The 11,749-nt window shown below is 56.9% G+C and carries 12 protein-coding genes; 10 read left to right on the top strand and 2 right to left on the bottom strand.

Going from position 1 to position 11,749, the window contains the following annotated elements:
• The first annotated feature begins 6 nt into the window (after positions 1-6).
• From infC to mnmE, 8 genes are all read left to right on the top strand, one after another.
• Entirely contained in the window at positions 7-540 is a 534-nt protein-coding gene (gene infC, locus CAGGBEG34_RS02290) for a translation initiation factor IF-3 (protein WP_238984941.1), read from the top strand.
• Between the two features lie 74 nt (positions 541-614).
• Positions 615-812, top strand: a complete 198-nt coding sequence (rpmI, locus tag CAGGBEG34_RS02295) for a 50S ribosomal protein L35 (protein WP_006682267.1) — start codon at positions 615-617, stop codon at positions 810-812.
• Positions 813-836: 24 nt separating this feature from the next.
• The gene (gene rplT / locus CAGGBEG34_RS02300; protein ID WP_006682268.1) at positions 837-1,190 is read left to right on the top strand and encodes a 50S ribosomal protein L20; all 354 of its coding nucleotides are present in this window, start codon (positions 837-839) and stop codon (positions 1,188-1,190) included.
• Positions 1,191-1,205: 15 nt separating this feature from the next.
• Positions 1,206-2,219: a phenylalanine--tRNA ligase subunit alpha gene (gene pheS, locus CAGGBEG34_RS02305; protein ID WP_006682269.1), complete on the top strand. Its 1,014-nt coding sequence runs from the start codon at positions 1,206-1,208 to the stop codon at positions 2,217-2,219.
• 123 nt (positions 2,220-2,342) lie between these two features.
• Positions 2,343-4,787 carry a phenylalanine--tRNA ligase subunit beta gene (gene pheT / locus CAGGBEG34_RS02310; protein WP_006682270.1) on the top strand — a complete coding sequence of 815 codons (2,445 nt, stop codon included), beginning with the start codon at positions 2,343-2,345 and terminating at the stop codon, positions 4,785-4,787.
• A 184-nt stretch (positions 4,788-4,971) separates the two neighbouring features.
• Positions 4,972-5,319, top strand: a complete 348-nt coding sequence (locus CAGGBEG34_RS02315; RefSeq protein ID WP_238984942.1) for an integration host factor subunit alpha — start codon at positions 4,972-4,974, stop codon at positions 5,317-5,319.
• Entirely contained in the window at positions 5,316-5,732 is a 417-nt protein-coding gene (locus CAGGBEG34_RS02320; protein ID WP_006682272.1) for a MerR family transcriptional regulator, read from the top strand. Before CAGGBEG34_RS02315 ends, CAGGBEG34_RS02320 begins: the two co-directional genes overlap by 4 nt.
• 27 nt (positions 5,733-5,759) lie before the next feature.
• Positions 5,760-7,145, top strand: a complete 1,386-nt coding sequence (mnmE, locus tag CAGGBEG34_RS02325) for a tRNA uridine-5-carboxymethylaminomethyl(34) synthesis GTPase MnmE (RefSeq protein ID WP_006682273.1) — start codon at positions 5,760-5,762, stop codon at positions 7,143-7,145.
• Positions 7,146-7,158: 13 nt separating this feature from the next.
• Here mnmE and CAGGBEG34_RS02330 read toward each other — a convergent pair whose 3' ends face one another.
• Positions 7,159-7,800, bottom strand: a complete 642-nt coding sequence (locus tag CAGGBEG34_RS02330; RefSeq protein ID WP_006682274.1) for a VTT domain-containing protein — start codon at positions 7,798-7,800, stop codon at positions 7,159-7,161.
• Between the two features lie 57 nt (positions 7,801-7,857).
• On the opposite strand from CAGGBEG34_RS02330, the gene mutL reads away from it, so the two are divergent.
• A complete protein-coding gene (gene mutL / locus CAGGBEG34_RS02335; protein WP_006682275.1) occupies positions 7,858-9,789 on the top strand; it encodes a DNA mismatch repair endonuclease MutL in 1,932 nt (643 codons plus the stop codon).
• Positions 9,790-10,025: 236 nt separating this feature from the next.
• Positions 10,026-10,247 (top strand): YajG family lipoprotein, encoded by a 222-nt coding sequence (locus CAGGBEG34_RS10960; RefSeq protein ID WP_006682276.1) that lies wholly within the window; start codon positions 10,026-10,028, stop codon positions 10,245-10,247.
• Between the two features lie 175 nt (positions 10,248-10,422).
• Here the strand turns inward: CAGGBEG34_RS10960 and CAGGBEG34_RS02345 are convergent, their stop codons facing one another.
• Positions 10,423-11,724 (bottom strand): NAD(P)/FAD-dependent oxidoreductase, encoded by a 1,302-nt coding sequence (locus tag CAGGBEG34_RS02345; protein WP_006682277.1) that lies wholly within the window; start codon positions 11,722-11,724, stop codon positions 10,423-10,425.
• Between the last annotated feature and the right edge of the window lie 25 nt (positions 11,725-11,749).

The raw sequence follows: 11,749 nt of genomic DNA on the forward strand, positions 1-11,749 counted from the left end.
TCAAGGATAACGAACATCGTTACGGACAAATCTGTACACCGTATCAACGGTAATATCACGGCACTGGAAGTGCGTTTGATTGGCGTCAGCAATGAAGCCATCGGTGTTGTGAAGCTCGCTGAAGCGCTGCGTCTTGCGGAACAGGCAGAGGTCGATCTGGTGGAAATTGCGCCGCGCGCGACTCCGCCTGTCTGCCGGCTGATGGATTATCAGAAATTCAGATATCAGGAAGCCAGGAAAGCGCGCGAAGCGAAACTCAAACAGAAAATTATTCGAGTCAAAGAAGTTAAATTCCGTCCAGGAACGGATGAAGGTGATTTCAATGTTAAATTGAATAACCTGAAACGCTTTTTGGAAGAGGGCAATAAAACGCAGATTACATTGCGTTTCAGGGGCCGGGAGATGGCTCACCAGGACATCGGCATGCGCGTTCTGGAGCGTTTGCGCCATGAACTGGATGAATACGGACAAGTCGAGCAAACGCCTAAAATGGCTGGCCGGCAAATGACGATGGTGTTTGCGCCCAAAAAGAAAAAATGAAACAGGCGAACCGGGGTTCTATAAGGGTGGAATGATTTCCGCACGCCTAAGTGTTCGTATAAGAGGAGCTTTATATGCCCAAGATGAAAACAAAAAAAAGCGCATCAAAGCGCTTTGCGGTGCGGCCAGGGGGAACGATTAAACGCAGCCATGCTTTTAAACGCCATATTTTGACCAAGAAAAGCGCCAAAAATAAACGCCAATTGCGCGGCAGCGTTTCCATTCATGCGGCGGATGTGCACGCTGTGCGCGCAATGCTGCCCTTCGTTTAACATTGGGCGGACAGGAGAGAACCCATGCCACGAGTTAAACGGGGCGTCACCGCCCGCGCGCGTCATAAAAAGATATTTGACGCAGCCAAAGGCTATAGAGGCCGGCGCAAAAATGTATACCGGGTCGCCAAGCAGGCCGTAATGCGCGCCGGGCAATATGCCTATCGGGATCGCCGCAACCGCAAACGGGTATTTCGCGCGTTGTGGATTACGCGCATTAACGCCGCCGCCCGCGCACATGGGATGACTTACAGCGTGTTGATCAACGGATTGAAAAAAGCCGGGATTGAGCTGGATCGCAAGATTCTGGCGGATATGGCGGTGACGGATAAGGATGCGTTTGAGGTGCTTGTCAAGCAAGTGAATCCTGCCTTCTGATTGCTACAGCAGCCCATGAATGTTGAGCAGATCGTTGCTCATGCGCGCGATGTCTTTGCCAAGGCTGAAGACATCGCTTCGCTTGAAAATGCAAAAGCGCGATTTCTAGGCAAAACAGGCGAGTTGTCCACGCTTTTAAAGACGCTGGGCGCGCTGGATATCGCCGCGCGCAAGCGGGAAGGCGCGCGGATGAACGTAGCAAAACAGCAGATTGAAGATTTGCTGCGCGCCCGGCGTGAAACACTGAAGCGCGCCCTGATGCAGCGCCGCCTCACCGCTGAAGCGATTGACGTCACCTTGCCAGGCCGCGGTATCGGGCCGGGCGCCTTGCATCCGGTGATGAACAGCTGGGAACGGGCGGAGAATATATTCCGCGGCATCGGTTTTGATATCGCAGATGGGCCGGAAATTGAAACAGAATGGACGAACTTCACAGCGCTCAATAGTCCTGAGAACCATCCAGCGCGCTCCATGCAGGACACTTTTTATATTGACGCGCATCGTGCAACAGGCGAACGCTTACTGTTGCGCACCCATACCAGTCCGATGCAGATTCGTTACGCGCGCGCGCATCGCCCGCCGCTGCGGGTGCTTACCGCAGGACGCACCTATCGTGTGGACAGTGACGCCACCCATGCGCCGATGTTCCATCAGGTTGAGGGACTATGGATTGATGAGCGCCTCAGTTTTGCAGAATTAAAAGGCGTATATATCCATTTCCTGCGTCAGTTCTTCGAGCGCGACGATGTCCATATCCGTTTTCGCCCTTCCTATTTCCCATTTACCGAGCCTTCGGCTGAAATCGATATGAAATTTGAGCAGGGCCGGTATGCGGGAAGATGGCTGGAAGTCTCGGGCGCTGGTCAGGTGCATCCGAATGTGTTGCACAATATGGGACTGGATCCTGAGCGTTATATGGGATTCGCCTTTGGCAGCGGTCTGGAACGGCTGACGATGCTGCGTTATGGCATTGAGGATTTACGTCTGTTTTTTGAGGGGGATGTGCGTTTTTTGAAGCAGTTTGCATGATGAGGCGTTTCGCACAGCCGCGCTGGTCGGCGCAGCGCCCCTTGCCGTACTCATTGTACTGTCTTCGTCGGCGCGCCTTGCCAGCGCGGCTGTGCGAAACGCCTGGACTCTGCCATAGAAGCCATGCAATTCCCCGAATCCTGGCTCAGAAGTTTTGTTGATCCTCCGTTGTCAAGCGAAGCGCTTGCTCACGCGCTGACGATGGCTGGACTTGAAGTTGAAGCGCTATCAACCGTTGCGCCGCCTTGTTCAGACGTGGTGGTCGGGCGCGTATTGGACGTGTCTCGGCATCCAGATGCGGATCGGCTCAGGGTGTGCACGGTGGACATCGGCAACGGCGCAACGCTGAGCATTGTCTGCGGCGCGCCGAATGTCGCGCCGGGAATTAAAGCGCCGTGCGCGAAGCCCGGCGCGCAATTGCCGCCCGCGGGACCGGAGCGCGACACGCCTGTGCGGATCCGCGCCAGCCGGCTGCGCGGTGTCGACAGCCAAGGCATGTTGTGCTCGGCGCGTGAACTTGGAATATCCGCGGACGGCGGCGGGCTGCTCATTCTTCCTGAAGATGCGCCCACTGGACAGGATATTCGCATCGCGCTGGGCCTGGATGAAAAAATTTTCACCCTCAAACTGACGCCCAATCGGGCCGATTGTTTGTCGGTGTTTGGCATCGCGCGCGAAGTGGCCGCGATCACGGGCGCGCCTTTACACCGGCCGGTGTTCAATCCGGTTCCCACACTTCTTTCAGAAATCCTGCCGGCCCATATCCGCGCGCCTGAATTATGCGGACGCTTCTCAGCGCGCGTGCTTCGCAATGTGAACGCGCGCGCAAAAACGCCGGCGTGGATGGCCGGACATCTGGAGCGTTCAGGCCAGCGCAGCATTTCGGCGCTGGTCGATATTTCAAATTATGTAATGCTCGAATTTGGCCATCCATCGCATGTATTTGATCTTGAACGGCTTACAGCGCCGCTTGAAGTGCGCTGGGGGCGCACGGGCGAGACGCTTACATTGCTCAACGGGCAAACCATTACGCTGGATACCAACACGGGCGTGATTGCGGACCCACATGCAGCGCAAAGTTTGGCGGGCATCATGGGCGGCGCGCACACAGCGGTATCGCTGGATACGCGCCATATTCGCGTTGAGATGGCGTTCTGGCATCCTGACGCGATCCGCGGCCGTGCGCGCCGCTATAACGTTTCCAGCGAAGCCGCGCATCGTTTTGAGCGGGGCGTGGATTATTCGGATACCACCGAACAATTGGAATATCTGACCCGGCTGATTCTGGATATTTGCGGCGGCCAGGCCGGACCAATCAATGATCAGATCGCTCAAGCGCCGGAGCGCGCGCCGGTTGAGTTGCGCATCGAGCGCGCCAACCAGTGCATTGGCATCACGCTGAGCGCGGATGAAATGGCCGGAATCCTGGCGCGCCTTGCGCTGCCATTTGCGCGCAACGGCGCATCATTGATGGTCACGCCGCCTGCCTACCGTTTCGATCTCGAACACGAAATCGACCTGATTGAAGAGATTGCGCGCATCCACGGTTTTGATCGTATTCCGGCGCGCATGCCGGTTGCGCAGACCCGGCTGCGTCCTCCGGCCCAGGACCCGCACGCGCGCCGCTCGCTCCATGCGGTACGGCATGCACTGGCGGCGCGCGATTATACTGAAACAGTCAATTTTAGCTTTGTGGATGCGCGCTGGGAACGCGATCTTGCGGGCAATGCAACGCCCGTGCGTCTATTAAACCCGATCGCTCAGCACTATTCTGCGCTGCGCAGTACGCTTTTCGGAAGTCTGGTTCATGTGTTGCGCCATAACCTGAACCGCAAAGCGGCGCGCGTGCGATTATTTGAAGCGGGGCGCGTATTTCACGCCGACCCGACGATCTCCGCGGATACATTCAACATTGCGGATTTCGCGCAAACGCTGATGACGGGCGCCCTCGCTTACGGACCGGTATGGGAAGAACAATGGGGTACCGCAACGCGTCTGGTTGACTTTTTTGATGTGAAGGGCGATCTTGAAGCCTTGCTTGCGCCGCATCCGGCGCGCTTTGTGAAAGCTGAACATCCGGCGCTGCATCCAGGCCGCAGCGCGCGCATTGATCTGGATCATCAGAGCATTGGCTGGATTGGCGAGCTGCATCCGCGCTGGCTCAAAGAGTATGATTTACCGCATCCGCCCATATTATTCGAGGTGCAGGCGCACGCCTTGAGGGAGCGGTCATTGCCGGCGATTTCCGGAATATCGAAATTTCCGCTGGTCACGCGCGATATTGCCCTGATGGTGAACGCCCAGATTGAAGCGCAGCAGTTGCTCGACGCAATGCACGCGCTGCGCCAGCAGAGTGCGTGCCGGTCTATCCAGCATATCGCATTATTTGATGAATTCCGTCCCAACGACAACCGTCCGGAGGCCTTCAAGGAAGGCGAGCGTAGCCTTGCGTTCCGGATTATTTTGCAGGATAAGAAGGGTACATTGCACGAACATGCTGTAAATCGCGCGATTCAAACGATGGTCGAGCATTTGGCGCGAGTCTATGACGTGCGGGTGCGCACTTAATGGATAGTTTGATATGTCTTCACGAGTATTCTATCCATCGCGCGGAACTGAATCTCAGAACCTGTCCGCAAATCGTAGCGAGCGCGCGCTAGGCAAGGAAGACGGAGCGCAGGAAGCGGAGCATATTGCAATAGGTGAGCATTCCGAGCGCCGACCGACGCAGCATAGCGCCCGCGCAGCAGATTTGGGAACAGGCGCTCAGTCTGCCGCTGCGATATTGCGAGCAGACCGCTCTACGTTGACAAAAGCCGGTCTCGTTGCATTGCTGTTCAATGAACTCGGTTTGAATAAGCGCGAAGCGAAAGAAATGGTCGAAGCCTTTTTTGAACTGATTCTCGATGCGCTTGAAAAGCGCCAACAGGTGAAATTATCCAGTTTTGGCAGTTTTCAACTGCGCGATAAAGGCCAGCGCCCTGGACGTAATTTGAAAACAGGCGAAGCGATATTGATCGCTGCGCGTCGTGTCGTCACTTTTCACGCGAGCCAAAAATTGAAAATACGCGTTGAAATGGGCCGACGCGCTTCAACATGAAACGAGAATATCCCGGTCACGAGCAAAAAACGCATCTTCCGCCCATCCCAGCTAAACGCTATTTCACGATTGGCGAAGTGAGTGAACTATGTGAGGTGAAACCGCATGTGTTGCGATATTGGGAGCAGGAATTTGCGCAACTCAAGCCGATGAAACGGCGCGGTAACCGGCGTTATTACCAGCACTACGAAGTATTACTGGTTCGACGCATCCGGGAATTGCTGTATGAACAGGGTTTTACAATCCACGGCGCGCGCAATCGCCTGAACGCATCCAGAAGCGCCGCCGTGGATATGAGTCAGCCAATGCCGGAGCGGCGGACTGCGCGCGACACTCATACTGATCATCCATTCCTTGACATGACTGAGCTGCGCGTTGAACTGCGGAAGCTACTCGATATTCTGCACAGATAAACAGGCCCTGAGGAATCCGATTGTTCAATGGCGATTAGGGATCATGAACCCATTGCCGCGATTGCGACCGCGCCCGGACGAGGCGGGATTGGGGTCGTCCGGATTTCGTTCGGCGGCAAGGATGCGCATGCGGTGAACGCGCTGATGACGGCGCTGTTTGGACAACGCTTAATTCCGCGCCACGCTTCCTATGTACCCTTTCTGGACGCCAATGGCGAAGCGCTGGATCGGGGCATTGGCCTGTATTTTCCAGCGCCGCGCTCTTATACCGGCGAACACACGCTTGAATTGCACGGACACGGCGGGCCGATCGTGTTGCAACTCGTCTTACAACGGTGCCTTGAAGCCGGACAGGCATTCGGCATGCGTCTGGCCGAACCTGGAGAATTTACGCGCCGCGCTTTTTTGAATGACAAGCTTGATCTGGCGCAAGCGGAAGCGGTTGCGGACTTGATCGAAGCCCATACGTCCGCAGCGGCGCGCAGCGCGCAGCGCTCGCTCGAGGGCGAGTTTTCCCGCGCGGTTTGCGCGCTTATCGAGCGGCTGACAAGTCTGCGCGCTTTGGTTGAAGCAACGCTCGACTTTCCTGAAGAAGAGATCGATGTCCTTTCTCGCGCGGATGCGCACGGCCAATTGACGCATCTGCGGCGCGCGCTTGAGGAAATACGGCGCAATGCGCGGCAGGGCGCGTTGCTGCGCGAAGGGCTGACGATTGTGATTGCCGGCCGGCCAAATGTTGGAAAGTCTTCATTGCTGAACGCGCTGGCCGGAGCGGAACGGGCGATTGTCACGCCCATTGCCGGAACAACGCGCGATCAAATTACGCAAAGCATTCAGATCGAAGGCATTCCTTTACATATCATCGATACCGCCGGTTTGCGCACGGCAAAAGACGAGGTTGAACGGATGGGCATCGAGCGCGCTTGGCAAGAGATCAAACGCGCGGGCGCAATATTGCATGTGCTGGATGCCTCGACGGACGCAACGCCTGATGATCAGGCGATTGCAGCGCGCCTTCCCGCTTCCGCGCCGGTCATTCGGGTGTTCAACAAAACCGATTTAACGCCGATTGCGCCTTGTGTGGAGCAAGTGAACGAAAATATGCGCACGGTGCGTTTATCGGCAAAATTTGCGGACGGGATTGATTTGCTGCGCGCGCAATTGCTGGAAATAGCGGGTGGGCGGACAGCGTCTGAAAGCGTTTATTCCGCGCGGCAGCGGCATTTGGATGCGCTGGCGGTCGCGGGCCAGCATCTGGACGCCGCCGGGCATGCCGCGCGCGATGCGCAGGCACTTGATCTGTTCGCGGAAGAGTTGCGGCTGGCGCAGCAGCAGTTGAGCAGCATGAGCGGCGAATTCACGCCGGATGATTTATTGGGAGAAATATTCAGCCGGTTTTGTATCGGGAAATAAGGCGCTGGAGTTTTTAACTCCGCCGCATCAGTAAGCGCCATCCAGTTCCAATCAATAACGGCACGACGGCGGCGCTGATGCCAACCAGCACAATGAGATTCAAATATCGGCGGATAAACGGTAAATTGCCGAAGAAATAGCCAGCGAAGACCAGGCTTAATATCCACGCCAGCGCGCCGGCGGCATTGAAAAACTGAAAACGGGCAAAGCCCATCTCGCCAACGCCCGCAACGAACGGCGCAAAAGTGCGCACCACCGGTATAAAGCGCGCGAGCACAATCGTTTTACCGCCGTGCCGCTGGTAAAAATCATGCGTTTTAGTCAACGCCGCGCGATCCAGGAAGCGCCAGTTCGATTCAAATACTTTAGGGCCGATCATGCGGCCAATCTGGTAATTCACGGTATTGCCGAGCGCCGCGGCAACCAGCAAGAGCATTATCAGCGCGGGTAATGTGAGGGCGCCCGTTGCGCAGAATGCGCCGCCGACAAACAGCAGTGAGTCGCCTGGCAGAAAAGGGAAAACCACCAGCCCTGTTTCACAAAATACAATCAGAAAAAGCGCCGGATATACCCAAGCGCCATATTCCAGAATAAAAGCGCCCAGAAACCGGTCGATATTGAGCGCCATCGCGGCAAGGTGCAGCAGGTTGTCCACAGGGGTTCTATCCTTCAAAATATAGAAGTCATTTCATAAATGGCTTCTAATTAAGATATGTCTGAGCAATCTGAAATTCTACGTTCTGCGCTGCCCATCGCGCGGTCAATTGCTGTTCTTCCCGGCCTTCTGGTCAGCCAGATTGCCGCGGGAGAGGTGGTCGAACGGCCCGCGTCGGTCGTGAAAGAGCTGGTCGAAAATGCGCTCGACGCCGGCGCGCGCACGCTGCGCGTAATGCTGGACGCTGGAGGCGTCAAGAGGATGGCCGTTACCGATGATGGCTGCGGCATTCCCGCGGACGAATTGCCGCTCGCCCTGGCGCGCCATGCCACCAGCAAAATCCGCTCGCTTGCTGAACTGGAGGCTGTTCACACGCTCGGATTCCGCGGAGAAGCGCTGGCCGCAATCGCTTCTGTTGCGCAACTATCAATCACCAGCCGCACTGCGGCCGCGCCGCATGCAAGCTCAATCGATGCGCATACGGGCGTGTGTAAACCCGCGGCCGGCGCGGCTGGAACTACGGTTGAAGTACGCGAATTGTATTGCAATACGCCGGCGCGCCGGAAATTCCTGAAAAGCGAGTCTGTTGAGCTTGGCTATTGTCTGGAGGCATTGCGCCGCGCCGCGCTTGCGCGGCCAGATGTGACGATTTCAGTCTCGCATCTGGGCCGCGCGATTTTGCACTGGAAGGCCAGCGATGCGGCAACGCGCATCTCAAATATTCTGGGCGAATCTTTTGCGGGCGCGCATTTATCGCTTGAAGAGCGCGCCGGCGCTCTGCGTCTGCGCGGCTTGGTTGGCTTACCGGTGATCAGCCGCGCGCGCGCCGATCAACAATATTTTTTTGTGAACGGGCGCGTGGTGCGCGACAAGGTGCTCGCGCACGCGGTGCGCGCCGCTTATGAGGATGTGCTGCACGGCGGACGTTATCCGGCTTTTGCGCTGTTTCTTGAATTGCCGCCTCAAGCGGTCGATGTCAATGTGCATCCCGCCAAGACGGAAGTGCGCTTTCGGGATGCGCACGCGATTCATCAATGTGTCTTTCACGCACTTGCGCGCGCGCTTGCGCGGGGCGCGGGTGAAATCACGCCCGCCACGGCGGGCGGACACGCGGCGCAGGTGAACGCGGATTCCATGCCGGGCGGACGCGCATCCTTGCGCGCTCCATCCGGCGCGATTGGCGCGCGCACGTCAACGCAAGGCCGGTTTTGGCAAAGCGCCTCATCCAGCGTGCGCGCCGCCGCGGCTGCGCAGCCGCTTGCGCAATACGATCTGCTGTTTGGACAGCGTCCTGCGCCGCCTGCGGTGGAGCAAGCCAATCCGGTTGACGGTCTGGAAGCGGAGAAGCGCGCGAATCTATCCAGCGGCGCACAGACTGCGCCCGCGACAGTGGCAGGCGATGACGTTTACCCGCTAGGTTTTGCCCTCGGTCAGTTGCACGGGATTTATATCCTTGCGCAAAATACGCATGGTTTAGTGCTGGTCGATATGCACGCCGCGCACGAGCGGATTCTGTATGAACAACTCAAGGTGGCGCTGGCGGCGCGCGCGGTTGAGGCGCAAACCCTGCTGATTCCGCATTCGATGCCGGTCAATGCGGTTGAAATGGCGGTTGCCGAAGAAAACCGCGCACTGCTGGCTGAACTGGGGTTCGATGTCGCACCGCAATCGCCAACGGCCCTTGCGGTCCGCGCGGTGCCCGCATTACTTAAGGAAGCGGAACTGGACGCGCTGGTGCGCGCCGTATTGCACGACCTGGATCAATGGGGCGGCTCGCGCGCGCTGACCGAGCATCAGCATGAACTGCTCAGCACATTGGCGTGCCATCACGCAGTGCGTGCCAACCGGCGTCTGAGTCTGGACGAAATGAATGCGTTATTGCGCCGGATGGAAGTCACCGGACGCGCCAATCAATGCAATCATGGCCGCCCAACCTGGTATCAATTGTCTTTGACCGATTTAGACCGGCTCTTTCTGCGCGGGCAATAACAGGAGTGTCGCACAGCCGCGCTGGCGGCGTTGCAACAAGGAATTTGCATTATGATCCTGGACTCATGCGCGGAGCCAGTCGTGACATCCTGCGCATACAGATGGTACGGTATGCGATTCAATGCGCAGTTCGCTCGTTCACTATATACTTCGGCCTTGCTTCATCAGCAGAAGCGCATACGGCTGAACCGCGCATTGTCATTGTTATTTGGCTTAACCATAAAAAGGAAGTGACCATGAAGAAATCCCTTTTCATCGCCTCTTTAATTGCGGCTTTTGCTCTGGCTGCGTGCAATAAACCGGCTGAACAGGCTGCGCCTGAAACGACAGAGAACGCGCCGGAGGAAGCGGCGCCAGACGCAAATCAAGCGGCTCCGGCGCCTGAAGAACAGCCTGCGGAAACGCTGGAAGCGCCAGCTTCAGATGCTGAAAAAAGCGAAGGAAACGAAAATAAATAAAGTGAGAAATATTCTTCGCGAACCGGCTTTTAGCCGGTTTTTTTGTATAGCCAAGCGCGTTTAATTTGAGACAAGGAAGCAGCCGCGAAGACAGTATGAGCAATACGGCGAGCTTTGAAGCCGCCATATCAGATGAAATGCGCTTGGCTATATTTGTGGGCGAGCTGCGCACGCATCAATGCAGTTTCACGCGCGGCAAGGTTGAACGGCGCAGCCAGTGAGCGAGGGTATCGAGCGCCATTCTGGGTATGCCATGAAGCGCTGCAATATGCATCCGGTATAAAAATGCGTACATCCAGCGCGCGGCGATGCCTTCGACCCATAGATTGCCGCCCAGTAAATGGCCGACTGCGCCAAAGCGCCCCAATGAGACCAGCGAGCCGAAGTCGCGGTAGCTAAAGGCGGGCAATGACTTCCCGGCAAGACGGCGCATCAGCCCGCGCGACAAAAAGCTCGCCTGTTGATGCGCCGCCTGTGCGCGCGGCGGAACAGCGCTATGCTGTGCCGGCCACGGACAACTTGCACAGTCGCCGAACGCAAAAATATCGTCATCATTTTCGGTTTGCAGCGTCATGCGCACTTTAAGCTGGCCGCGCGGCGTGGTTGCAAGACCGTCCAGTTGTTGTAATATGGCAGGCGCTTGAATGCCAGCGGCCCAGACGATTAAATCCGCGGACAATGTTTTGCCGCTCGCGGTGCGCAATGTATTTGGCAGAACCTCGGTGACATGTTCGCCAACACTCAGTTCAATGCCCAGTTTCTTCAGCAGAACGGCGGTCTCAGTCGATACCCGCTCAGGTAATGCAGACAGGATACGCGGCCCCGATTCAATCACGGTAATGCCAATATCCCTGTTGGGTTCCAGCGCATGGATGCCATATGCAGCCAGCGTCTGCGCTGTCTGACGGAGTTCAGCGGATAACTCAACCCCCGTTGCGCCGCCGCCTACAATGGCAATTTGAATGCGCGCCGCGGTTCCCGATGCGCGGCTGCTCCTATGCGTATGCGCCCGCATGCACGTTGCGATCAGACGGCGGCGGAAACGCTCCGCCTGAGCGGTGGTGTCAAGCGCGATTGCATACTGTTGCGCACCAGAGACATTAAAGAAGTTCGTCGTACTGCCAATCGCGATGACTAAAGTGTCGTATTTCAGCGTACGGGCGGGCAATAATTCAATGCCTTCCTCGTCGTGCGCCGCTGCAAGCGTGATGGTTTTCGCGCTTCTATCCAGCGCAATACATTCTCCCAACTGGAATTCAAAACCATGCCAGCGCGCCTGCGCGGCATATTCAAGCTGATGGGCGAATGGATCCATACTGCCCGCAGCCACTTCATGCAGCAGCGGTTTCCAGACGTGTACGGGATAGCGGTCGGCAAGTACGATTTTGGCTTTTTTGCGTTTTCCAAGCCGGTTGCCCAGCCGCGTGGCAAGTTCGAGTCCGCCCGCGCCGCCTCCGATAATGAGGATTTGATGCATCACGCCCCCGCTTCCAGTATATTTC

Origin of the sequence: Candidatus Glomeribacter gigasporarum BEG34, from assembly GCF_000227585.1 — a bacterium.
Classification (GTDB): domain Bacteria; phylum Pseudomonadota; class Gammaproteobacteria; order Burkholderiales; family Burkholderiaceae; genus Glomeribacter; species Glomeribacter gigasporarum_B.